The sequence below is a fragment of the Legionella fairfieldensis ATCC 49588 genome (assembly GCF_000621525.1).
Lineage (GTDB): Bacteria > Pseudomonadota > Gammaproteobacteria > Legionellales > Legionellaceae > Tatlockia > Tatlockia fairfieldensis.
The window spans coordinates 1-23,907 of the sequence record NZ_JHYC01000034.1; the positions used below are offsets into that span (position 1 = coordinate 1).

Here is a 23,907-nt window from a genome sequence, read left to right on the forward strand (position 1 = left end):
AACGCAGCATGCAGGGGAGGAAGAAAAGCTTCGTGCCGAATTGAAAAGTGCAGCAATGGCTCATAAGCAAGCATTACAAGATGCGATTACGCATTTAAGGGATGTGAATAAAGAACGACACAAAGCGCAAGACGCAGTAGCGGATGCAAATGCCGCGAATAAGCGTTTGGTTGACGTACATGTTGAGGAGCGGGCCGCACAGGAAACAGCCTCAGCGGCTGAGTTGGCGAAAATTCAGGTTGAGTTAGCCCGATTAAACGCGCAATTGACGGCCTTGGAGGCAGAATTAAAACTCAACCAAACGAAACTCTCGGCTGCAGAAAAAGAGAAAGGAGCCAGTGCCGAAGAATCAAATAACCTGGCAAAAATCGTGGAGGATCAACGAGATAAGTTAGCCAGTCTAAAGAGCCAGGAAGAGCAGGCAAGGAAAGAGGTTTTGTCAGCCATAGAGCAGCTAAAGGCAGAACAGAAAGCAGCTTTAGAAGAGCAGCGTGCAGATTGGGAGCGTAAGTATGCTGAAGCAAACAAAGGTAAAAAGGTGTATGAAGATAGCTTTCAAGAGGCTAAAGCAGCAGCTGATTTTCAATCCAGAGAGGTTGAACAATTACGAATAGATAATGCTAATCTCTTAGGCCAGCAACGCAAGCTGGAAGAAGAGTTATCTGCAAAACAGCAAAGTTTTAAAGAGGAACTTATGAAACAGAAGAACAATAATAGAAGGGATGCCAATGATCAAACAGTAGAAGATGATGAATTAAAAGAGGCCGCCAAAAAACATCCAGAACCACCCGCACAGGCAGTTAAAGGAAAGGTTTCTTCTACTACCCAAACAGATCCCGAAGTTCCTCCTCGTCCTGCGAGCAAACTTTCTTCAATTAAAATTTATGCATTGAGGGGTAATCAATCTCTGAACGATTACTACCCCAATGTTCCTTTGTTTAAAGGGGCAGATGAAAACGTATTAATTACTATTAACTTCCCTGAGCAGCAACTTACAGAAGACGAGGTGCAACAGTTTGTTACCAAAGAGGGTTTAAATGTGAAAGCTCCTTCTTCTGGCCATCGCTACTCTTTCAGTTATGAAGACAAGATTCCAAAAGCTGTTTTAACAGAGGAGGGCGCGAGACCAACTCCTGAAGATGGGGGTGATGAAATAAAATACAAGAATCGTTTGGCCGCGACTGTGATTAATATGATTGATAACGTGCTTAGCAGGTCTACTGAGCTTAAAGTGGATACCCAAGAGCCATTTATTGCGGAGATTGCTCGACAGTATGTCAGCTATTTAAAAGACACAACCAGTCTTAAAATTGTGGATACAATTTCTGATTGTAAGAATATCCCTAATCAAGATGTAAAAAGTAAAGCAGCAGCAGATATTTTTAACCAGTTAAAAAGCAAAGAACTGGAAGCAACCAAATTGAAGAGCGCGCCTTGGTATCGGGCAGCAGAAGAGTTTCGACGTAATCCGGTGACTCAACCTGCCATGGCACCAAAAATGTGATAAGGGTTATAGGCATAAAATTTGCTGCGGTCCTTAACATATTGTTATAATATTTACAAGCCCTGATGGAAAACAGCAACTAACTCTTGTACGGCGTAACGCTTGTTGGCGTGACAGCTAATAAAACGTTTAACAGGAAAAGATTTAATTTTACTTTGGCGGTAGTAATGGCGAGTAAAATCAGTATCGTGATTGGAGATAATTACAGGAATACCGCGTTGGGCGCTTGCTATAGCTAATTGAGCCAATTCAATTTGATCCTGTTCTCTAAACTTTTTATCCGTGTAAGAAGAGAAGTTTGCACTGGAGGATAAAGGGACATAAGGTGGATCGCAATAAATCAGATCACCTATCTGAGCCTGTGCAAAGGTTTGGCGAAAGTCATTTCGCATAAATTGAGCGTGTTGGCTTTTTTGATGAAAATAAATCATTTCCTGACGTGGAAAATAAGGGGTCACATAGCGTCCAAAGGGAACATTGTAACGTCCTTTTAAATTATAACGGCACAGGCCATTGTAGCCATGTCTGTTCAAGTAAAGAAAAAGCGCTGCTTTGTATCGTGGATCAGTACTCTGATTAAACTGCTCACGAAAATAATAATATTGATCCGCGCAATTGTTTTTCCTGGCAAAGAAAGTAGAGCAGTAATTAATAAACTGATCCCCCTCTCTTTGTAGATGGATAAAAATGTTAACGAGATCCTCATTCTCTTCTGCCAGTAAATAATGAGAATAATTCGAGTTAATAAAAATTGCGCCTGAACCAGTAAAAGGTTCAATGAGACGATTAGCCGGAGGCAAGGCATTCAGAATAGTTTCTATGCAACGAAACTTGCCACCAGCCCATTTTAGGAATGGTTTTACTTTGATCATATAAAAAATGCGGATCATTCATGTTGAAAGTATTACTTAATATAGCCTAAATAGCCAGTAGCTCCGTTTAATTCCACGCCAGGGTAAATAAAACTCTCTATATTTTGTTCAAATTACTGTTATTCTGAACGCAGCACTTCCAATTAGCTTTTGAGCTTTAGTTGAGTCAGGAGAACTTGTACTTTAGACGAACCGTTCGGGCTGAGGAGCCGCGTAGCGGCGTCTCGAAGCCTTAGTACTTCATTGAACGCTTTGCATAGTCAGATAAATTCTTCCAATCTCCCTGCATAAGCGCTTCTTTTTTTCTTCGACTCCATTTTTTTAATTGACGCTCGGTAGCCAAAGCTTCTTCCCTGCTTGGAAAACTTTCGGAATAAACTAATTTTATAGGTAGTTTAGTGCTAGTATAACATCCAGGAATTAACTTATTTTGGTGCTGAACTATTCGATGCTCCAAATTATCGGTGTGCCCAGTATAATAACTTTGGTCTCTACATTTTAAAATATAAACCCAAAACATCAAACGCTCTCCTTTCTTTGGTTGGACTTTATTGATTAAGGCTTCGAGACGCCGCTACGCGGCTCCTCAGCCCGAACGGTCTCTTAAAATCATTTTATTTTGGTGCCGAACTATTGAATGCTCCAAATTATCGGTGTGTCTAGCCCAGTATAATAACTTTGGTCTCTACACTTTAAAATATAAACCCAAAACATCAAACGTTCTCCTTTCTTTGATTGGACTTTATTGATTAAGGCTTCGAGACGCCGCTACGCGGGCTCCTCAGCCCGAACGGTTCTCTTAGAATCATTTCTTTTCATAAACTAAAAATCAAGGCTAATTGGAAATTATAGCAAAGCATCTCTGGATGCTAAATATTTATTTTTAAGCTTGACATAGTGTGCTGCCGAATAATCAAGATGTGCTATTTCTTTGTCTGTCAGTTTCCTTATTGCTCGCGCTGGATTGCCAAGATATAAATACCCGCTTTCCAAATGCTTTCCGGGGGGCACCAGGCTGCCCGCAGCAATCATGACATGATGTTCTATATGGACACCATCAAGAATCAAAGCCTGCATCCCGATTAAACAGTAATCATCAACGCGACAACCATGTAAAACAGCCTGATGCCCTATAGTGACGCCTTGACCAATAACAAGCGGTTGGCCTTCGGCAGTAAAAGGTCCCTTATGAGTGACGTGTAAAATAGCAGCATCCTGAATATTACAAGCATCGCCGATAGAAATAAAATTAACATCGCCACGGATAACGGCTTTAGGCCAGACCGATACGTCATTGCCTAGCGTCACACGGCCAATGACAACGGCCTCCGGGTCAATGTAGACCCCTTTTCCAAGAGAGGGTTCATGGGTTTCAAACGAACGAACAGTTTTATTCATTTTGTCTCTATAAAGTGGATAATTTAACTCATTGTAACAAGTTCTTCAGCGCTGGTCGGGTGGATGGCGACCGTATTATCAAAATCCCGCTTACAGGCCCCCATTTTAATCGCTACGCCAAATCCTTGCAGCATTTCGTCAGCCCCATAGCCAATAATATGAAGACCCACAATTTTTTCCTTATCGCCCTGAGTAATCAGCTTCATCACAGTGGGTATTTTATTTTCACTGAATGCCTCAATCATGGGATTAAACCGGGTTTGATAGACTTTAATCTGCTCTTTGCCGTATTGAGTAATCGCTTCTTCTTCACTTAAACCCACTGTTCCCACAGGAGGATGGCTAAAAATAACGGAGCAAATCGATTCATAATTGAGATGTGCATCCTTCTGATTACCAAACAAACGATCGCAAAGCCTGCGTCCTGCGGCAATGGCAACAGGAGTCAACGCAGGTGCGTTAGTGACATCGCCAATGGCATAGACAGAAGGCACGGACGTGTTTTGATAACGATCAACCAGAATTAAACCTTGTTGATCCCGTTGAATCTGCAATTGATCAAGATTTAAATCGAAAGTACGTGGCGAGCGCCCCACCGCGGCAATAATTGTGTCGAGATCATCAATCACAGAGCCACTGTGACAGGTAATCAGTTTTTTGCCATTTTTTTGTAAACGGATACTTTGTGCTTTATGATTTTGATGGACGTGCATGCCTTGCTGGCGCATGATTTCCAGCAACGTTTTACCCAATAAGGAATCGAAACGACTTAATGGATAATCACCGCGGATTAGCAAGTGCGTCTCTGTGCCCAAGTGATGGAGTAAGCCTGCTAATTCAACACCAATATAACCACTTCCAATCACAGCGACTTTGCCGGGTTTTTCGGCCAGGGCAAAGAAACCATCTGAATTAATAGCATATTCAATGCCTGGCATGTCACCCGGTAATATTGGTTCTCCACCGGTGGCAATAATAATATGATCGGCCTGATAATGTTTGCCTCCTACAGCGACCGTGTTGGGGTTAACAAAAACCCCTTTGCCGTGTAAACAGGTCATATTATATTGTGTAAACCGCCTGGCATAAATTTCACGCAAACTCTCAATGTAAGCATTACGTTTGTTAACTAATGTTTGCCAGTTTAAATCACTATGAAAAGGACTAAAGCCGTAATCCATTGATTTTTCCAAGGTTTCGGCAATCATAGAGGCATTAAACATTATTTTTTTGGGAACACAACCGAGGTTTACGCAAGTTCCCCCCAGAAAGCGTTGTTCAACCACAGCGACTTTAGCGCCATAACGAGCCGCGCGAACCGCGCTGGCCATACCTCCGCTACCGCCGCCGAGGACAAGCAGATCAAACTTCATCAGTTCTCCGCATGAAAGAAGGTTTTAAGTACAACCACTGTAACTGTTGAATTTGATCTTATCAATACGCTATTACGTGGCTAAAAATTGGCAGACTTTATTTTCAACCCGCTCATCGATGAGTACACTGATATGATCAGCATCTGGCAGTAAAGCTAAAGAAGCATGGGGATATTGTTGACAAAAAACAGACGATTCAACAGGTCTGATTGAATCATCGTTTTCGCCGTGGATGCAAAGGAAAGGTGTTTTAGCGTGGTTAATATAATGACGGAAATCCAAATTTTTTAAATCGGTAATGGCATGTTGACGAAAGAGTTCACGCAAGCACAAATAGCCCTTGCCGCTCAGTTTCAATCGTTTCGCCAGTTTTCGGACCGGTGTTCGCATACGAGTAGGTGCTGACATGAGGACAACGCGTTCCGGTTCTTTTTTAAGGCGCCATTCTTGAAATTGACTTGCCAGATTCAGCGTATTTAAAAGCATTGAACCGCCAAAAGAATGTCCAATTACCGCATAAAAAGGGCCGAAATCGTTTATAGTTTCTTTTAAAATACTCACCGCATCCATCCAGGTCAGTTGTATCCCTTTGGCTTCTCCATGAGCAGGAAAATCCAACGCATAAACTTGAAATCCTTGCTGATGTAAAGCGCGAATCAGACGTATCATATAGGCCGCGCGCGACATCCATCCGTGCGTAACAAGTATTTTTTTTGCATTTGGATTTTTCGTTTGTTCAAAACAGTGCAGGACATGATGACGAGGTGATTTAAGATTAATCACGGTGCTTCGGTTTTTTACCAATAACTCACACGCGTGACGTGCGAAATCACGGTACTCTTTTTCAACAGGCAAGTGAAGCGGGGTAATAAATAATTGGTAACACAATTGAGCGTGAAGAAAATCCTTATATTCCGTTAATGTCGTTGCAAGCATTATTTTTATCCTTTTTCCTGCACGTATAATTTGAGCATAGTCCATTAAAAAAAATTTTGGGTGAAGAAAGAGACGATTTTATTCAAGGACAATTACTCGCATTTTTTTGTCGCCTCTGGCAAAATTTGTTTTTTCATAATCAATATTGGACCTCTTAAAAGGACATGAGTTAATGCATACGTCAAATTATCTATATCATCATGGTGAGCAGGAGTTACATGGGTTTTTAGCTTATGAAGAAGACGATGATCGGCTCAGGCCCGCTGTTCTGGTTGTCCATGATTGGACAGGACGTAACGAGTTTGCCTGTGAAAAGGCAAAAATGCTTGCCAATATGGGCTATGTGGGATTTGCTGTCGATATGTTTGGCCAGGGGCGTTTGGGTGCTTCCGTACCTGAAAAAACGGCGCTAATGTTACCTTTGAGTAATGATCGCCTCTTGCTTCGTGATCGTATTCGTGCCGCGTTTGATACTGTAGTTGCCATGCCTGAAGTAGATACCAATCGTATCGCTGTAATTGGCTTTTGTTTCGGTGGCTTATGTGCTTTGGATTTGGCGCGTAGTGGTGCAGAATTAAAGGGCGTGGTAAGTTTTCATGGCTTGCTGAATAAGCCTGAAGAAATACCCAATCAAACCATTCATGCGAAAGTATTGGCTTTACATGGCTATGATGATCCGATGGTGAAGCCTGAGCAACTCAATGAATTTTGTCAGGAAATGACAATTGCTCAAGTGGATTGGCAGGTTCATATGTACGGCCATACTCAGCATGCCTTTACTAACCCTGAGGCACATGATGAACAATTAGGCACCATTTATCAGGCTACGGCTGAACGGCGTGCTTTGCAAGCCATGACGAATTTTTTGCAAGAAGTGTTTGCCTAAAAAGCGATGAAGGATTGAAGGGCTGGAATATAGTCCTGTTTTAAATCCCTGTACATAATTTCAGCTTGTGCAGTTAAGGCAAGTTGAAGTGGCGGACCTACACGCTTCACTTCTTGCTTACATCGTGTCTAAAATTGGGTGGGATTTCTATTTTTAATTTACCGCCCAGGGAATGAAGTATAGAATTCATATTCTTACCTATGAAAAGGAGTCATCAAAAATGTCCGATAAATTTAATGAGATCACGAATGGAATCAGTACACAATTAGCAAAAATGCGTAAAGAGATGCCTGATGTGATGGCAGGATTTTCTGCGCTTGCCCAAGCTGCTACTAAAGACGGGGTGTTGGATAAGAAGACCAAGGAATTAATTGCTATGGCCTTGGCTGTTGCCAACCATTGCCCCGGTTGTATTGGCTTTCATTCTCAAACACTCGTTAAATTACAAGCCAGCCGTGAAGAATTGTTGGAAACTTTAGGCATGGCTGTCTATATGGGAGGCGGGCCTTCTCTCATGTATGCAGCAGAAGCATTGGAAGCGTTTGAAACATTTAATACTTAAAGACTAACTGCTCATTTAACCGGGAATAGAGAATTCAAATGCTGCATTTCAGCGGGATTGGTATTTTGCTGAGGCTGACAGGGGTAGTTTTTTGTGACGCCAAGCCAGGCCACTTGCGAAACAGTCATTTTATCCTTGTCACTTTGCTGACTTGAAATCTCTTTATAAGTCTGAAGAATAATACCATTCAAGGTCACTGAGTTCAGGGTTACATTGGGTGGCAGGCAAAATAACGGTTTTCCCTGGCTTTTGGCCAATTCGTTGGCCTGAATTAAAGTTTCTGCAATACTTTCATCATTAATGCTAAGTACATTTCGTGCTGATCGTGCCCAGGCTTGGGCTTGGGGATCAGCTTTCATCTCCATTTGGGGGATATTATTGGAAATATTCATATAATGATCCATGGTGTCTGATTGTACAATCAGAGAATACAATAAACTGAATGAAAAAATTAAAAACCGCATTATTCTTCCTAAGCTATTAACCTATGGTATCTAATAAATAATAATGGACTGGATTATCTTTGCAAATATAGGGTCCACATTCCATGAATGTACTAATTCCATTCGCGAGAATCAAGATGAGAAAAAAACTCATCAGCAGGTAAAGGAAACGACCGGGTAAAATATCCTTCTTCCTGTTAAAGCCGTCTTCAATTAAAAGAGTAACAGCAATTAAGCCTATAATAATACCAAAACCAATAGCTGACCAAGTATAAAGATAAAGGCCAAGAAGCGGAGAACCATAACCTAAATCACCCGGTGAAACATGTAAAAAAACCTGGCGTAGTGCAATCGTAAGTCCCAGTATAGAAGCTAGAAGCATTAAACCATAATGAGATACTTTAATCCCTTTTGTCAGATTCATACATAAACAAAGACCAACGCCCACAAAACAAAGACGTTGCAGTAAACATAAGGGGCAGGGTAATTCATGATTTAATAATTGTTTATAAAACGCAATCAGCAAAATAATACAGACGATGAGAAGCGCTGAGCCATTGATCCAATAATGAATTTTTTTTTCATTAATCATAGATGCACCAAATGGCTATGATAATTGAACCAGAAAAGGGTTAAAAATAAACAAAGTAAAAATTGCAAGGTTATAAAACGATTAGGTCTAAAAATTATTTGTAAACCCACAAGGAAATAAAAGAGATATAAAAGTGTCATCATAACGTGAGGCTCCGTGAATTATTCATTGAGGCATTTTATCCGGTGAAATTTCCTATGGGTCTGTTATTTTTGTTTATTTATATAGTTTTTTTTTAGACAACGCAATAATTTCGATCGTCCTGTGAAAATAGTAGCAAGCCTCTCTTGAGCCGAATAATTTTTCTTATCGGCTTGATTGATGAGCCGAATATAACTATTATTAACATCAAATAATGAGCCGAATAATTAAATTAGCGCACGGCATAACTTATGAATAACACTCAAATAGAATGGATCTGGCAAAGGATAGATTGGCCAAAGTTTTATTGGCAAGATGAGATCATACACCCTTTGTTGCGTGAGGTTCGATTAAGACAAGGAATTCTAATAGGTAAAACTGGAGCTGTAGCAGAAAATATAACCTTAGAATCTTCTCTGGATACGTTATTACAAAATATTATTGCATCTTCAGCAATAGAAGGGGAGCAGTTGAATGCACAATCTGTTCGTTCCTCACTTGCAAAACGTATCGGATTGCATTTAAAACAACCTTATCCAATCACTGAACGTTCGGAAGGTTTAGCACAAATGATGTTGGATGCTATTTATAATTTAAACACCACTTTATCGCTAGAGCGTTTGCAACAATGGCATAAATGGTTGTTTCCTGATGAAGCAATGTCTTTGTTATATCCAATTAACGCAGGAGAGTTACGAGGTGAAGAACCTATGCAGGTTGTTTCTGGACGAATTGATAAACCGGTGGTGCATTATGAAGCTCCACCAAGAGAGCGATTGGAGTATGAGTTAAGTACGTTTATTGATTGGTTTAACCAAAGTTTGAAGGAACCAACATTTGATCCGTTATTAAGAGCAGCAATCAGTCATTTTTGGTTTATAACACTGCACCCATTCGAGGATGGAAATGGACGGATCACTCGCGCTCTAACCGATCTGGCTTTAGCTCAGGAGGATAGGCAAAGTATTCGTTTATACACTATGTCGACCACCATTCTTGCTAATCGTAAAAGTTATTATCAAGTATTGGAAAAAAGTCAGCGTCAGACAACAGATATAACATTGTGGCTATCTTGGTTTTTAAAAACGTTAGAAAATAGTATTCAAGCTGCTATCAATAAGATAGACCAAACTCTTGCTAAAAGTCGTTTTTGGCAGATTTTTCAAGAAAGCCAACTTTCCCGGGAACAAATAAAAATTATTAATTTGATGTTCGATGAAGATAACGCTTTTGAATCGGGAATCAGTGCTGCACAATATAAAAAAATTACTAAGGTAAGTAAGGCTACAGCAACCAGACATCTCGCTGATTTACTTGAAAAAGGTTGTATTGAAAAATTATCTGGAGGAGGAAGGAGCACCAGGTATCAAATTAAAAAATCATTATCCATACGTCCGAAATAAAGCACACGACCTTCTATTTTTAAGAATAATGACTTCATTAAAATACATCTATAATTGCAGTAAACGCAATTGTACACTCCGATCATAGTCGACTAATAATAGACTGTTGGTGGGCACATCTTGCCATTCTGCATTAAAATCAGTAAGTTTTTCAGAACTTATGATCAGCGATTCGTGACCCAATATTTGTAAATCCTGATAAAAACAAGCGCCAGTAAAGTAATGCAAGGTTTCTGGTATCTCGTTTTCCCCCGTGCAATAACGACTGGCAATAAGCCGCTTGCCGTCAGTTAAACAAAGGTTATAATACGAGCGATTATTTTTGCTGTAGTGTTGTACCAGCTTATTATCCAGCAGTATGTCTGAGCCTAAGTACGCAACGAATCGACACATGACAGCGCCTTAATTACATACCTGGGTTTGAATACAGCCCCCATCAGAATAACATTGCTGGATGATTTGGCATGAGGGTTGGTAATTGTAATAACGAGGACTATAGTAGCCGGGATTATAATAATAAGGGGCGCCAACAATAACACCCGGAGCTACCCTCCCCCAGCCTCCTTTTCCGTAATAACCTCCACCATAATAGCCACCATGGTAATGACCGCCATGAAAACCACCGCGAAACCCACCACCGTGCCAGGCATAGCAAGAGGTTCCTATACCTAGTGTCAGAAGAAGTGTGCAGAATAGTTTACTTCTACTCCAATATGAGGCCATAATTATTTCCTTATTCAACGTCAGGGCATACGTTAATTATAATGCCTATAGATATTATTTTAGACTAATTGACATTTTAAATGTCATATAATAAAAGCTGATCCATATATTTTAAAAGGAATTATTAGTATGAAGACTCATTCCCCACGTTTTCTGGCTTTGGCAACAAAAGCTAAAAAGCAAATCAAGGAAATAACGCCACAGGCGCTTAAAGAAAAAATAGATCGCCATGAGCCTTTTTATCTTATTGATGTACGGGAAGATAATGAATGGGATTCAGGATATATTCCAACAGCAATTCATCTAAGTAAAGGAACCGTTGAGCGAGATATTGAAAAGACAATTCCTGATGAACAGGCGTCTGTTGTGGTTTATTGCAGCGGCGGTTTTCGTTCTGCTTTGGTAGCCCGCAGTCTACAGGAAATGGGGTATACTGATGTTTGTTCGCTCAGTACAGGTCTGCAAGGTTGGACGGCAGCAGGTTATGAGCAATGTAATTAATCGTTAAATCTTGGTCGTCTAATTAAAGGCTCCTCTTCATCATGTTCCCAGAATTGCAGTTTTTCATTGATCATGGCAATTTTTTTATCAATATTCGCTTCTGGAAATGCTTCGTATAAACATAGAAATAGCATGAGGAAGTGGAAATAAAAAAACAGTGCAGATCCCGATAAAAGAATCGATGATGCTACCAGATTTTCTCGTGAAACCAGCGACTGAATCTTTTCGTTATAAGCGAAACAATACAGAAGAATAGCAGAAGGTGGAATCAAAGCAACCAGCGGTATTAATTTACGCTCATCTTTCTTTTTATTAATAAGTAATTTCCGTTTTTCTCTCAGCCTGGTAAAATCAGATTCTTTATTATTTGAATTTGAAGCAGATGATCTAGTGAAAAAATAACACATATTCTCTTCTATTAAAATTATTGTTTAGTAAGGCTAGTAACCAAATATCTCAACAGATTCTAGTTACAATTCCACTTTGTATTACTCAAAATAGAATATACTTCATTATCTCCTATTATTAAATGATCCAGTAAGGACACATCTACCAGATTTAGCGCATCTTGTAGACGTTTAGTCACGATGAGGTCTTGCTGGCTTGCATCAGCTATACCTGAAGGATGATTATGGGCCAGGATTAGTGCGGCTGCGTTCAGTTGAAGCACCCGTTCAACAATAGGGCGGGGATAAACACTGGCTTTATTAATTGTGCCATTAAATAATTCTTCATAGGCTAAAACACGATGTTGACTGTCAAGAAACAAGGCGACAAACGTTTCGTTTTTTTTATCGCGTAATTGACGTTTTAGGTAGGCATAAGTTTGTTGCGTATTAGTCAATGGAATGTTTTTTTGCAGACTGATAAAATCACTGCGGCGACAGATCTCCTGTACTGCCTGTAGTTGGACGTATCGGACAATACCAAGACCAGATACCTGTTTAAAACTACGGGCATCAGCATTTAAAATAGCGCGCAAATCACCCAAATGTTTAATTAATTCCAAGGCAAGTTGCAGGCAGGATTTTTTAGCATTCCCTGAGCTAATAAAAATAGCCAATAATTCGGCATCGGAGAGACTTCGCGCACCTTGCATCAGCAGTTTTTCGCGTAAACGCAGGGAATGGGTTGGCTTAAAACAAGTCATGTTATTCCTTTATGACGAGGTTTGTGATTTGATCGCAGGTATTCTCATCAAAAAAGAAACATCATGCAAGATTTCATGAACAAAAAAATCGTTTTAGGAATTTGCGGCGGTATTGCCGCTTATAAAACAGCTTATTTAGTACGCGAACTCACTCGTTTAGGAGCAAGAGTACGAGTGGTTATGACTGCATCAGCACAACAATTTATTTCGCCTTTAACTTTACAGGGACTTGGAGCAGAGGACGTACGTGTTGATTTGTTTGATCAAGAAGCTGAGCGAGCGATGGGACATATTGAATTGGCGCGTTGGGCTGATTATTTGCTGATTGCACCCGCAACAGCGAACTGTCTGGCAAAAATGGCGCAGGGTATAGCGGATGATTTATTATCTACCCTGTATCTCGTAGCCGAAACGCCTGTCATTGTTTGTCCGGCCATGAACCGCTCCATGTGGGCGCATCCAGCAACTAAAGCCAATCGTGACACGTTAATAGAGCGTGGTGTTTTGTTTGTGGGACCAGATGAGGGAATGCAGGCTTGTGGTGAAGAAGGCTTAGGACGTTTGCTGGAGGTGGATTCTATTGTTAATGCGCTCAGATTATACGAGGTTAAACAATTATTAGTGGGACAACACGTTTTAATCACAGCGGGGCCTACGAGGGAACGTATTGATCCCGTACGCTATATCAGTAATGATAGTTCAGGAAAAATGGGGTATGCACTGGCTGAGGCTGCTTGTATGGCGGGTGCAAAGGTCACTTTAATTAGCGGTCCTACGATGTTGTCACCGCCTATAGGTATTGATTTTTATACAGTGGATTCGGCAAAAGCAATGGATGAAGCAGTTAAGGGGCATTTGCAAAGTGGAATGATTTTTATTGCGACGGCAGCCGTGGCTGATTATTCTGTTACAGCGCCTGCCCGTGAAAAAATAAAAAAACAATCAATGACAGAGCTCTTACTCCAACTTAATCTTAATCCCGATATTCTCACGAATGTTGTAGCTAGTGGTAAAGCAGCCTTTGTGGTTGGTTTTGCTGCAGAAACCTCAGCCCTGGTGAAGCACGCCAAAGAAAAATTAAGAGCAAAAAAGCTGGATATGATCATTGCTAATCAGGTTGGCCAAGGGCTGGGTTTTGATTCTGATTTGAATCAAGTCACTATTTTAACTAAAGATGCACAAACCGATTTACCTTTGACCCATAAAACAAGACTTGCCGGGCAAATTATTGCAATCCTTGCGGCAAGTATTCAAAATGGCGGTCACAAAAAGACAAAGGAATAAAATGGAACACGCTATTCAATTGAAAATTTTAGATCCCCGGGTAGGTGACACGATCGCGCTGCCTGACTATGCAACCACAGGTTCCGCCGGCCTTGATTTGCGGGTGTGTCTTGATAAACCGCTGCAAATTGCTCCTCAGGAAACCGTTTTATTACCCACGGGACTTGCTATATATATTGCTGATCCTAATCTTGCTGCTGTTATTTTACCACGCTCCGGGTTGGGCCATAAGCACGGTATCGTTTTAGGTAATCTGGTTGGTTTAATCGATTCGGATTATCAAGGCGAGTTAAAAATTTCCTGTTGGAATCGCAATCAGGAACACTTTACGATTAACCCTGGCGAGCGTATTGCTCAACTGGTTTTTTTACCCGTGGTTAGAGCAGCTTTTAATGTCGTTAACTCGTTTGAAGAAAGTTGCCGCGGCGAAGGGGGTTTTGGTAGTTCAGGGAGACATTAAAATGAGTTATCGGCAAAAACAAATCGAGCGTTCAGTTTTTAGAGCGTATGATATTCGTGGTGTAATCGGCAAGCAATTGGATGAGGATGCTTTTTATAGTATCGGGCGAGCTATTAGCTGTCGCCTGCAGGCCCTGCAACGCAACAGGATCTTTCTTGCACGTGATGGACGTCTGAGTAGCGACAGCCTGGCTACCGCATTAAAGCAAGGTCTGCTTGACAGTGGTATTTCTGTAGTGGATCTGGGGGCCGTAGCCACACCAGTGATGTATTATGCCACTCATGTACAGCCTGTTGACAGTGGTTTAATGGTAACCGGCAGTCATAATCCAGCTGACTATAATGGTATTAAAATGGTTTTGGCAGGTAAAACGCTGGCTCAGGCCGATATTGACCAGATCTATGATTTAGTGTCTACGGCAAATTTCCTGCAAGGGCAAGGTAAGGTAGAACGTCTTGATATCATTCCTGACTATATTCATCGTATTCTGAATGATGTTAAATTACAACGTCCTCTAAAGGTGGTGGTTGATTGTGGTAATGGCATTGCTGGCCCTGTTATTCCTCGTGTTATTGAGGCCATGGGCTGTGAAGTCATTCCTCTTTATTGCGATGTAGATGGTCGTTTTCCCAACCATCATCCGGATCCTACTATTGAAGCCAATCTTGTTGATTTGAAAGCTGCAATTGCAGAACATCAGGCTGATCTTGGTCTTGCTTTTGATGGCGATGCGGATCGTTTGGGCGTTGTCACTAATCAGGGTGAAGTTATTTGGCCCGATCGATTGTTGATGTTGTATGCCCAGGAGGTGTTGAAGCGGCAAAAAGGAGCGACCATTGTTTATGATGTCAAGTGTTCCAGTCATTTGACTCAAGTGATTGAGGCGGCCGGCGGAACAGCCAGAATGTGTCCTACCGGACATTCTATTGTGAAAGGAATTATGAAAGAGGAGCAGGCTGCGCTGGCCGGCGAAATGAGCGGTCATCTCTTTTTCAAAGATCGCTGGTATGGCTTTGATGACGCGCTGTATAGCGCTTGTCGTTTACTGGAAATTATTAGTGCGAGCGAGCAAACAGTGAGTGAACAGTTTGCGGCAATTCCTAATAGTATTAATACACCTGAAATTAAAATTCCTATTGCTGAAGAGCATAAATTTGATTTCATGCAACGTTTTAGCGAACAAGCAAAATTTCCTGATGCCCAGCTTATCACTATTGATGGCTTACGGGTTGAATTTGCTAATGGCTGGGGTCTGTTACGTGCTTCAAATACAACGCCTTGCTTAATAGCTCGTTTTGAGGCCAGCGACCACGCAAGCCTTAAACAAATTCAAACGTTGTTCAAATCGCAATTACAGAATATCGATAAAAATCTGGTTGTTTCTTTTTAGCTGGATTTTGGTACCTGTCAGTTAAAAACGTATGAAACTTGATAAAGGCTAGGCCGTCCCACTGTGTAATGAGACTTTAAGGTGACTCGCAAGGCAATAACCCCGTGTCAGGCAGGAAACACCTGTTATAACGGGTTTTGCGGTAATCCTATGGTCAGTGCCTGTAGCCAGAGCTTCACCAATGGCAGCGAGGCGCCGATAAGAGCGGTGTTGTTCGGGGGCATAGGTGTGTCCGGGCTTTTACCCCTTAGCCCCTTTATCCTTTTTCTTTTGAGGCAGTACCGCTGCCTCATGATTTTTTAAAGATAACTGATTTGAGTAGACTAAATTCTTTTGAACAACAAAAAGCATGACAGGTAGATCCCGTTGCTCTTGTTGTCGGGCAATGATTTTTTCCTGATAAATAAGCTCCCAATTATTGTTAGTGCATAAATAACGAATATAATCAGGATGATGGCTAAAACGGGCTGTTACTTGTAATTGCCAGGTTTTATCGGAACTGATTTCGGTGGTAAAAATAAAATAGCCTTCGCTGCGAAGACGAGCATTTAATGTGGCAAATAACAGTTCTAGATCGCCGAAATAGGGTAGGACATCGGCTGCAACGGCTAAATCATAATGTTGCTTATCCTGATTTAAAAAAGTGAGTAATTCAGCTTCTATTAATTGATCATAAATCTGTTTTTCTCGCGCTTGAGCCAGCATTTTTGTTGCAATATCAACACCCGAGAGTTGTTGGCTGATTTCACGTAACACACTTCCTGTTAAACCAGTACCACAACCTAAATCAATAGTATGTTGGACGTGTAAGATTTTTAAGTGATGAATAATGCGAGCAATGTGTTGAGGTAAGCTGTAGTGCAGTTGCCCTTGCATGTGTTGATCATAATAAAGAGCATAATTATTAAATAAATTGGCTGCATACTCAGGACTGGCCGTTGCTTTTGCCTGTTCACCCATTAAGGCGTTTAGCATATGACGGCTGGCTGTGTCCTTTGGGTTGGCAGCAATAGCGCGTTTTAGTAAATTTCGCGCATTGTCTTTATCTTCAAGACGAATATAAATGGCGGCGAGATTATTCAACGCAGCGAAGTGTTCAGGCTCCAGACCTAAAAGTTTCTCAAAATGAAGCATTGCTTCACTCAAGTGGCCTAAAGCCATTTGCGCAACGCCAGAATTATATAAATATTCGATATTATTCGGATCTTGATTTAATAAAACATCATAATGCATCAAGGCGTTCTCAAAGCGATCATAATGCATGAAGGTTGCTGCTAAATTGTTTCGCGCATCCCGATGATTATTATCAATGGCCAGTGCTTTGGTAAAATAATCCACCGCATGTTGCCCTTGTTCCTGCTTTAATGCAATAACGCCTAAATTGGTTAAGGCTTGTATCTGATTATTGTCCTGACGTAAAACGTTTTGAAAATGCTGTTCTGCGCTTTGTAGCTGATTATCCTGCAAATCAAGAAGACCGAGATAAAATTCGGCGTCAATATGTCCAGGATTTAGCGTTATTACATTGTTAAATTGCGTTTTTGCAGCAGCTAGCTGATTGTTTTTTAAAAGTAATAAACCTAAATTAAAATGAGCGGCAACAAAATCAGGCGCAGCGTGTACAGCCAAACGGTAATGTTGAAGTGCTTCTTTATATTGATCCTGAAAAGCATAGATTGTCGCTAAATTATGATGAGCCTGGGCATAATCAGGAGTAAGGACAATAGCCTGTTTATAATGAGTAATGGCTTGCTCAAATTGCTGATTATTTTTATAAGCATTCCCTATATTATTGTGTAGGCCGGCGTTTTCAGAATCTGATTTGAGTGCACGCGCCATAAAATCAATTGCTTTAGTCATGTCACCCAGTTGCGCATGAGCAAGTCCTAAGAAATGCAGGCCCTGACTATGTTCAGGTTGCAGAATCAGTAATTGTTCATAAAGAGGAATAGCTTCTTCAAGCTGTCCCTCTCGTTGCAGTTTGTAAGCTTTATCAAATAAATCGCTCTCATTCTGATTCAATCGTTTCATAGTACAAATTAAAGTAGTTTGCGCAGTTGCTGTAAAGCACGAGCGCGATGGCTAATTTCATTTTTAATACTGACAGGCAATTGAGCCATTGTGCACTGGTGGATCTCAAGGTAAAAAACAGGATCATACCCGAATCCTTGGTCGCCTGTTCTTACTTTGCTTATCAAACCAGATAATTGTCCTGTTGCAATCAGAGGGACAGGATCATCCGCCTGCCTGACTAACGCAATCGCACAGTAAAAGTGGGCCTGACGTTGATCATCAGGAACGTCTGCAAGTTTTGCCAATAATAAGTGAATGTTGTCATTATCAGTTGCTCCTGCTCCCGCAAAACGCGCTGAATAAATACCTGGTTCGCCGTGCAAGGCCGGTACGACTAAACCTGAATCATCGGCTAATGCGGGTTTATTGCCTAAACGACTGGCATGACGGGCTTTTATGATGGCATTTTCGACAAAGCTTAATCCTGTTTCTTCTGCATCGCCTATTCCCAGGCTTGCTTGGGGTATACAGGACCAGGAAGAAAGTATTGCTTTTAATTCAGCAATTTTACCGTTATTGGAGGTAGCCAGAATAAGTTCTTTCATTGAAGTACCTAAAAGTAAAAAAGATTCTATATCAGATTTTTTAAGGATAATATACCAGTCCTTCCGATTTCTTCGGTGCCACCTGAGCTAACCACGCATGATCGTAAACTAACGAATGAACGGGATTTGAAAAAAGAGCAATTAATTCGTCACCAGCACCAAGACATTTGGTCACCGAGTCTGTTGCAAAGAGAGTATCGGAAGGCGGTAGAGCCGGCACATGAATGTGGTTACCAAAAGTCAGTGCCAGCTGACGAGCTTCTTCCAGAACAGCATGCATGGTTTGCCAGCTAGTGGCTTTAACGAATGCGCGAACAATGTGATTTGATGCTTGAATAAAATCATTAAAAGCGTGGGGATTACGATGGCGAAATTGCTCAAAATGGGTAATGGCCTTTAATGTTGAAACCGATTTTTTGCCACGAAACAATTGCAATGAAGGAAAAAACGGCGGAGAAAAAGCATGCCATTGTGGTTTTTTTCCGCCTGTAAATAGTCCCATTCCGCCGTATAGCGATGCTGCGACATCATAGCCACTCCCTTGTCCACCCTGGACAGCACGGTGTACATCAACGACTGTTTGAAGTAAGTCGACCGGAAATTTGTGAACTACTTCGTTTTTGTGCTGTTTCTCATGAAGATAATTGATAACAGCAACGACAAGAGCAACCACAACTGCTGCACTAGAACCCAGCCCACATTTGCTGCCATCTGAGCCAAAAAAAGCACGCGAATCGAGATGAATCCGTAAAGGTAATTCTGTGATATTGTTATTAACTATCGGTTTTAAAGAGTCGGTAAGCGCGGTTACTGCTGTGGCAAGGAAAGGATCGCCACCTTTTTCATCCCAGAACACAGTGTTGCTTCCAGTAGAGCCGATAATAGTAAACCCTTCAGCGGGTTCTACCGTAGCTTTTACAAAAGGCGCAATGCCCATAGCAATACCCTGACCGCCTTCCTCGAGTATGGCGTACTCACCTAATAAAAGAATATTGCCTGGAATGTGCAGGGTTTTCATGATAGTTTATGCCTTTAATTGGAATCTGATTTTATCTGGGAAGCAAGATAGTCCTTACATAAATCAAAAGCTTGTTGGAACCAGGGCGTGAATTGTTCCGGTCGCATTTTTAACCATTGTTGTAAATCTGAAATAGTTATCCATTGAACTGCGCTGACTTCTTCAGGATTGAAATGAATGTCAGCGTCATTGGTTGTGCCTGCCAGAACATAATCCAGTTCATTTTCAAAAAAATGATTATCGAGTGCAGCAACATAATGAAAACGGCCCACAGTTTGAAGTGTTGATTGTATTCCTAATTCTTCCTGCAAACGCCGTTCGCCTGCGGATGTAATTTCTTCATCAACAAAGGGATGAGAACAACAACTGTTGCTCCAAAGTCCTCCGCAATGGTATTTATTAATTTGACGCTGTTGCAATAAAATTTCAATAGCCCCCTGATGGAATCGATAAATAAAGACCGAAAAGGCGCGATGCAGCATGGCATAGCGATGTGCGGTAATTTTATCCGTTGTGCCTAATATTGTATCGTCAGGGGTCACTAATACTACTTGTATATCGCTCATAATGGGTATCATTGGTAACAACAAATCAGTTAGTATAACTCAGTTCTGTTCGGAATTGGCATTAATTAAAATCAGTTTCGGATGAGACAGATATTCCCACTGTAAAATGTACTTGTTTGCGATAACCACCATTTTTTAGCAGGTAATCATGAAATCAAAACAAAATTCTTTAGAAAATTACATGACTGAATGTGACAAATTTTTAGAAAAATTTCCCGGTTGGATTGCTAAGGCAAATGAGTTAATGATAAAAGAGAGTACCAAAAAAAAATCCATTAATTCAGATAAAAAAAAAGAAATGATAATGTTAATCAGTAAACTGATTACGATAAGTAATAATTTACATAAATATTATATCCGATTTCGAAAACCTGATGCGGTTAATAATATAAGATGCAATGAGTTCACTATAAAAATATTGCATGCCCAATTAATGATTGGAGCCCATATTGCAAGGCTAAATAGCTTCTTGTCACTAGAGTATTGTAATTATCATAGAAACGCGGTTGCTTCTAATAAAAAAAATGATGCGGAAAAACTTCTTGCCGAGGCTATTGACTATCATGAGACAGCTCTTAATTGGAATGAATCGTCTCAAGCTATTTTTGAGAGAAGAAACGATATTTTTGTGCCAAGAATGGGTCAATGGTTAGATATGAACAGGAGTGGAATTTCTATGCTAACTGATTACATTAATGCTTATTCTAATCCAGTTGCTCCTATAGAGGAATTGGCCGCAATGGCCCGCAAAGAAAAGAATAGTAAAAAAGCCTATGAGAAGTTTCAAGAAGCAATCGCATTAGCCAAGTCAAATAATTATTATGTCGTGATGCTTGATTTACTGATAGAGCAAAGGAGTTCATTGAAGTCTGCATTCATGGAAATCATGGAGACCCCCCCCTCTTTGGTTAAGCCGGATTCTTGCTTTAATGTACTAAAAAAACTCATTTGGATTGATTATCAAATTGTAGATATTTTGCCTTCATTATATACAGAATACACAGACAACGATGATATAAATTCTCTTCTGGAGTCGAACCGGGAATTATGTTCAGATTCCATTTGTATGGTTAGGATGATGTTAAGACATTTTCCTTTTATAACCAACTATGAGACCCAAAAAATATGGGGTGATCGAATAAAAAAAATGATAGATTCAGGTAAAAAAATGGCAATGAAATTTTCAAATTTTCAGCAGGAATTAACGACTGAAGAAGAAAAATTGCAACAATCTATCAATGTATTAAATGAAAAGAAAGAACAAGAACGAATGAATTGCCAAAAAGAGTATGAAGAGAAATTTAATGAGATTTTAGCCTCCTTTCCTGCGGAACAACCGAAGAAAATAAAAAAGAAACATACTTCTCATTTCTTTTTAGATGATTGGAAATGGGAAAAAGAGGACTCTTTTATTTCGGAGGATACCAGTGATGAATTTTTGGAACCTTATATTGTTAGTGAAGAAGAGCTAACTCTTCCTACCCCGCTAAAGTTTGAGCCACTACTGAATCATTCTATTTCACTGAATCCTTTTAAAAAAACATTCAAAACAGGTATTTGGAAAAATGTATGCAATGATTTTGATCAGGCTGATCATCATCGTCTGAAGGCGTTAAAACATATAAAATATCCTGATGGAATTTCTGAGGCAATTACTCAATTTGAATGGTGTAATCATTACTTGAAGAAAGTTTTAAACGACATTAACGAGAGTTTAAAATCATCCACCAGTAGTGAGGTTCAGGAGAAACTTTTATTGATTTATGAATGGGCTGACCAGGTTTGGACTGAAAGTAATGTGGCCTTAAAAAAATTACTTGATGAACAGCAAGTTAACTATACGATAATGGAAACGGGCCGTCAGCAAGCAAGAAACTATATTATTAAAAAATATGGCCGTCAAGCCTGGTTTAAAGAAGAGGAATTTAATTGGGATAAACTTTCTATAGAAGCTCAACAACGCTTGATTACTCAGGATAATATGCAAAGAATAAAAGCGTATTTATCGAAAATGAATAGTTTTGCAGAACAAATTAAAAATTTGGCCAATAACAAACAATCTCGTTCCAGTTTTGCCAAAATTTCTCCAGAAAACGATGCTTCCTTAACCAACAATCCTGCAAAACAGATTGAGGATTGTATTCTGCCGGAAACGCTGAAAAAAGCATTTAATTTATTCTCACACATGCCTGGTGAATGTTATCTGGGTGGCAGTACGATTCTTTCATTACTTGAACAGCGACCATTAAAAGAACATCATGATTTTGATTTCATAATCCTGGCTCGAAATAATCAAATGCTTCACACCCGGCTTATTGAAAAGAAATTTTTTCATTGTCCTTATAATTCGCATTTATACATGAGAAAAATAAACCAGCATTCAATTGACTGCTACGTGGTAACTTCAAAATTATATAGAGAATCGTTAGAGCACTACATAGCGTTTTCCGGTGAGTTTACCATCACGGCTTTATACTGTAACAACGAGGGAGTTGTTATTGATCCTTCCGGGCAAGGTGTTAGCGATTTTAAAAATAAACTATTAAGAACGGTGCACGCACCCATTCAAAGTTTTAAAGACGATCCAGTAAGGTTATTTAGAGCGGTACGCTATATCATTGGCGGTTATAATCCCACTGAAGAGGTTGATGAAGCAATTAAATCGTGGCAACCTGATGAAAAAGTAGACAATCCCCATATTGAAGCGGTTGTACGCAAATATCTAATGCGATTAGAACCTGTCAAGCAAATCGAATACGTACAATGTTTGCAACAAAGTTTTTGGTATAAAATTAGACCTGCCAATTGAATTGGCATTGGCCCAATTAAGATATCGTGTAAAACTTCCTACCGGAATTAATGCCCAATCTCCCAGCTACCCAAGACCCGAATGGAATAAGCATTACCTGATTTCTCGCCATTCCAGGGACCCTCATTTTTTTAAACTCAAAGAGAAGGGCCATCCATTAGAAAGTCTCGACCTGGCTCAAATCAGGTTGCAAGGATAGAAAATAGCCGCGAGTGTGTTTCTTGCAAGCAAAGTGAGGAGGTAAGTTGAGAATATCAGAATTCGGGAAATCTCACTCAATCAAATAAGCCGTGTAAAAAATCAAGTTAAACTGATAGAATAATTCAAAGATTTTTATTCAGGAAAACGACATTTTCAAGTACTATTCGGTCTATTGGTAAGTGTTGACGAGATATGCAAATTTTCTCTTCCAGACTCTGTCCTATGACTCGTCTTTCCCGGGTCGTGGGGAATCCACCCATAAAATTAGCACCATGTCTAATTTGTAGATAGTTTCTCGCCTGCGCGGGAAAAACATTGGCGTTATATACTTCTTAATTACCTATTCCGTGAACACCTACGTCGATTGATATTGCCGTATAAGTTCTTCAGAACGCTCCTATATTGAAGGAGCATTCTGATTAAACGTTAAATAGCTTTTAAAAGTCCAGATGCCATATTTTCTATTGCTTTTGTCGGCGCGTGGGATTTGGCTTTCGAACTCCAGGAGAAACGATGCATGTTAAGTGCGTCAATCAGGCCACTTTCTCGAGCGAGTTGTTTATAGGCGGCTTGTTTTAATTTTTCTTCACCTGCTGTAAATGATGCACTCAATTCTTCTAATTTTAATAAAGCAGTATTAATCGCCTTAATTTTATCACTTGCGAAAAAAGTAAATGGACTTTTTAGTCTTTTTAGTTCAATATTTGTATGCGCTATAAGTTTTTTATAACCCCAGTAATGGGTTTTTCTATGCGCAATTTGCAAGCAATTTAATTGCAGACAGCTTTAATGGCTCAATGGCATAAGCAGCTAAAGCAGCCACTAAATGAGTCATTGCATTTATAATGGAGCGATGGCGTGTATGCCAAACTTGATAACAATGTTTTAAATGACCAATCACGGTTTCAATGATACCACGCTGGTTAAGCAACTGTTTTTCATAACTGGATAAGTCGAGTTTATCCTTCATATTTTTACGTTTTCTAGTGATTAGTTTTAGTCCACCATTAATCAGTTCTTCAAATATTTTTTTACCGATATAGCCCTTATCGCCAAAGGCAAGACCCTTGAGAGATT

Annotated in this window: 27 protein-coding genes; 9 read left to right on the forward strand and 18 right to left on the reverse strand. The window is 40.1% G+C overall.

What is annotated here, in order from left to right:
• On the forward strand, window positions 1-1,504 hold a 1,504-nt coding region (locus T345_RS15225), incomplete at its 5' end, for a coiled-coil domain-containing protein (protein ID WP_035918708.1).
• 53 nt (window positions 1,505-1,557) lie between these two features.
• On the opposite strand, the gene T345_RS0109645 is transcribed toward T345_RS15225, so the two are convergent.
• From T345_RS0109645 to T345_RS0109665, 5 genes are all read right to left on the reverse strand, one after another.
• The gene (locus tag T345_RS0109645; protein WP_028389173.1) at window positions 1,558-2,376 is read right to left on the reverse strand and encodes a Dam family site-specific DNA-(adenine-N6)-methyltransferase; all 819 of its coding nucleotides are present in this window, start codon (window positions 2,374-2,376) and stop codon (window positions 1,558-1,560) included.
• Between the two features lie 232 nt (window positions 2,377-2,608).
• The gene (locus tag T345_RS0109650; protein ID WP_028389174.1) at window positions 2,609-2,896 is read right to left on the reverse strand and encodes a GIY-YIG nuclease family protein; all 288 of its coding nucleotides are present in this window, start codon (window positions 2,894-2,896) and stop codon (window positions 2,609-2,611) included.
• A 326-nt stretch (window positions 2,897-3,222) separates the two neighbouring features.
• Entirely contained in the window at window positions 3,223-3,774 is a 552-nt protein-coding gene (locus T345_RS0109655; RefSeq protein WP_028389175.1) for a gamma carbonic anhydrase family protein, read from the reverse strand.
• 23 nt (window positions 3,775-3,797) lie between these two features.
• Entirely contained in the window at window positions 3,798-5,147 is a 1,350-nt protein-coding gene (gene gorA, locus T345_RS0109660) for a glutathione-disulfide reductase (RefSeq protein WP_028389176.1), read from the reverse strand.
• Between the two features lie 72 nt (window positions 5,148-5,219).
• Window positions 5,220-6,083, reverse strand: coding sequence for an alpha/beta hydrolase (locus T345_RS0109665; protein ID WP_028389177.1), 864 nt, complete (start codon window positions 6,081-6,083; stop codon window positions 5,220-5,222).
• A gap of 172 nt (window positions 6,084-6,255) precedes the next feature.
• Between T345_RS0109665 and T345_RS0109670 the strand changes: the two genes are divergently transcribed.
• Together T345_RS0109670 and T345_RS0109675 are read left to right on the forward strand one after the other, a co-directional pair.
• Window positions 6,256-6,969, forward strand: a complete 714-nt coding sequence (locus T345_RS0109670; RefSeq protein WP_028389178.1) for a dienelactone hydrolase family protein — start codon at window positions 6,256-6,258, stop codon at window positions 6,967-6,969.
• A 220-nt stretch (window positions 6,970-7,189) separates the two neighbouring features.
• Window positions 7,190-7,531, forward strand: a complete 342-nt coding sequence (locus tag T345_RS0109675) for a carboxymuconolactone decarboxylase family protein (RefSeq protein ID WP_028389179.1) — start codon at window positions 7,190-7,192, stop codon at window positions 7,529-7,531.
• Between the two features lie 11 nt (window positions 7,532-7,542).
• Here the strand turns inward: T345_RS0109675 and T345_RS0109680 are convergent, their stop codons facing one another.
• The 3 genes from T345_RS0109680 to T345_RS15610 are packed head-to-tail and all read right to left on the reverse strand — an operon-like array spanning window position 7,543 to window position 8,709.
• Window positions 7,543-7,995, reverse strand: coding sequence for a hypothetical protein (locus T345_RS0109680; RefSeq protein WP_028389180.1), 453 nt, complete (start codon window positions 7,993-7,995; stop codon window positions 7,543-7,545).
• A 16-nt stretch (window positions 7,996-8,011) separates the two neighbouring features.
• The gene (locus tag T345_RS0109685) at window positions 8,012-8,566 is read right to left on the reverse strand and encodes a disulfide bond formation protein B (RefSeq protein ID WP_028389181.1); all 555 of its coding nucleotides are present in this window, start codon (window positions 8,564-8,566) and stop codon (window positions 8,012-8,014) included.
• Window positions 8,563-8,709, reverse strand: coding sequence for a DUF5993 family protein (locus T345_RS15610; RefSeq protein ID WP_423202105.1), 147 nt, complete (start codon window positions 8,707-8,709; stop codon window positions 8,563-8,565). The genes T345_RS0109685 and T345_RS15610 overlap by 4 nt, the downstream gene beginning before the upstream one ends.
• A 249-nt stretch (window positions 8,710-8,958) precedes the next feature.
• Between T345_RS15610 and T345_RS0109695 the strand changes: the two genes are divergently transcribed.
• Window positions 8,959-10,110, forward strand: coding sequence for a Fic family protein (locus T345_RS0109695; protein ID WP_028389182.1), 1,152 nt, complete (start codon window positions 8,959-8,961; stop codon window positions 10,108-10,110).
• Window positions 10,111-10,158: 48 nt separating this feature from the next.
• Here the strand turns inward: T345_RS0109695 and T345_RS0109700 are convergent, their stop codons facing one another.
• Window positions 10,159-10,503 carry a class II glutamine amidotransferase gene (locus T345_RS0109700; RefSeq protein WP_028389183.1) on the reverse strand — a complete coding sequence of 115 codons (345 nt, stop codon included), beginning with the start codon at window positions 10,501-10,503 and terminating at the stop codon, window positions 10,159-10,161.
• A 9-nt stretch (window positions 10,504-10,512) separates the two neighbouring features.
• Window positions 10,513-10,833: a hypothetical protein gene (locus T345_RS0109705; protein ID WP_035918710.1), complete on the reverse strand. Its 321-nt coding sequence runs from the start codon at window positions 10,831-10,833 to the stop codon at window positions 10,513-10,515.
• A 129-nt stretch (window positions 10,834-10,962) separates the two neighbouring features.
• On the opposite strand from T345_RS0109705, the gene T345_RS0109710 reads away from it, so the two are divergent.
• A complete protein-coding gene (locus T345_RS0109710; protein ID WP_028389185.1) occupies window positions 10,963-11,334 on the forward strand; it encodes a rhodanese-like domain-containing protein in 372 nt (123 codons plus the stop codon).
• Here T345_RS0109710 and T345_RS0109715 read toward each other — a convergent pair.
• Window positions 11,331-11,741, reverse strand: a complete 411-nt coding sequence (locus tag T345_RS0109715; protein ID WP_028389186.1) for a hypothetical protein — start codon at window positions 11,739-11,741, stop codon at window positions 11,331-11,333. The genes T345_RS0109710 and T345_RS0109715 overlap by 4 nt on opposite strands.
• Before the next feature lie 59 nt (window positions 11,742-11,800).
• Window positions 11,801-12,484 (reverse strand): RadC family protein, encoded by a 684-nt coding sequence (radC, locus tag T345_RS0109720; RefSeq protein WP_028389187.1) that lies wholly within the window; start codon window positions 12,482-12,484, stop codon window positions 11,801-11,803.
• 63 nt (window positions 12,485-12,547) lie between these two features.
• Between radC and coaBC the strand changes: the two genes are divergently transcribed.
• From coaBC to T345_RS0109735, 3 genes are read left to right on the forward strand one after another with little or no spacing between them, the layout of a single operon-like run.
• The gene (gene coaBC / locus T345_RS0109725) at window positions 12,548-13,768 is read left to right on the forward strand and encodes a bifunctional phosphopantothenoylcysteine decarboxylase/phosphopantothenate--cysteine ligase CoaBC (protein ID WP_028389188.1); all 1,221 of its coding nucleotides are present in this window, start codon (window positions 12,548-12,550) and stop codon (window positions 13,766-13,768) included.
• A 1-nt stretch (window position 13,769) separates the two neighbouring features.
• The gene (gene dut, locus T345_RS0109730; RefSeq protein ID WP_028389189.1) at window positions 13,770-14,228 is read left to right on the forward strand and encodes a dUTP diphosphatase; all 459 of its coding nucleotides are present in this window, start codon (window positions 13,770-13,772) and stop codon (window positions 14,226-14,228) included.
• 1 nt (window position 14,229) lies between these two features.
• A complete protein-coding gene (locus T345_RS0109735; protein ID WP_028389190.1) occupies window positions 14,230-15,618 on the forward strand; it encodes a phosphomannomutase/phosphoglucomutase in 1,389 nt (462 codons plus the stop codon).
• A 240-nt stretch (window positions 15,619-15,858) separates the two neighbouring features.
• Here the strand turns inward: T345_RS0109735 and T345_RS14040 are convergent, their stop codons facing one another.
• The 4 genes from T345_RS14040 to idi are packed head-to-tail and all read right to left on the reverse strand — an operon-like array spanning window position 15,859 to window position 19,820.
• Window positions 15,859-17,640, reverse strand: a complete 1,782-nt coding sequence (locus T345_RS14040; RefSeq protein ID WP_248614420.1) for a tetratricopeptide repeat protein — start codon at window positions 17,638-17,640, stop codon at window positions 15,859-15,861.
• 17 nt (window positions 17,641-17,657) lie between these two features.
• Window positions 17,658-18,236, reverse strand: coding sequence for an RdgB/HAM1 family non-canonical purine NTP pyrophosphatase (gene rdgB, locus T345_RS0109745; RefSeq protein WP_028389191.1), 579 nt, complete (start codon window positions 18,234-18,236; stop codon window positions 17,658-17,660).
• Window positions 18,237-18,276: 40 nt separating this feature from the next.
• On the reverse strand, window positions 18,277-19,254 hold the full coding sequence (locus tag T345_RS0109750; RefSeq protein WP_028389192.1) for a mevalonate kinase family protein: 978 nt from the start codon (window positions 19,252-19,254) through the stop codon (window positions 18,277-18,279).
• A 14-nt stretch (window positions 19,255-19,268) separates the two neighbouring features.
• Window positions 19,269-19,820 (reverse strand): isopentenyl-diphosphate Delta-isomerase, encoded by a 552-nt coding sequence (gene idi, locus T345_RS0109755; RefSeq protein WP_028389193.1) that lies wholly within the window; start codon window positions 19,818-19,820, stop codon window positions 19,269-19,271.
• A 148-nt stretch (window positions 19,821-19,968) separates the two neighbouring features.
• Here idi and T345_RS0109760 point away from each other — a divergent pair, with 148 nt between their 5' ends.
• Window positions 19,969-22,629, forward strand: coding sequence for a tRNA nucleotidyltransferase/poly(A) polymerase family protein (locus T345_RS0109760; RefSeq protein ID WP_028389194.1), 2,661 nt, complete (start codon window positions 19,969-19,971; stop codon window positions 22,627-22,629).
• Window positions 22,630-23,256: 627 nt separating this feature from the next.
• On the opposite strand, the gene T345_RS0109765 is transcribed toward T345_RS0109760, so the two are convergent.
• Window positions 23,257-23,595, reverse strand: a complete 339-nt coding sequence (locus T345_RS0109765) for a hypothetical protein (RefSeq protein ID WP_028389195.1) — start codon at window positions 23,593-23,595, stop codon at window positions 23,257-23,259.
• Window positions 23,579-23,907 (reverse strand): transposase (locus T345_RS14045; protein WP_035918713.1); only part of this gene is annotated, 329 nt, incomplete at its 5' end. The genes T345_RS0109765 and T345_RS14045, both read right to left, overlap by 17 nt.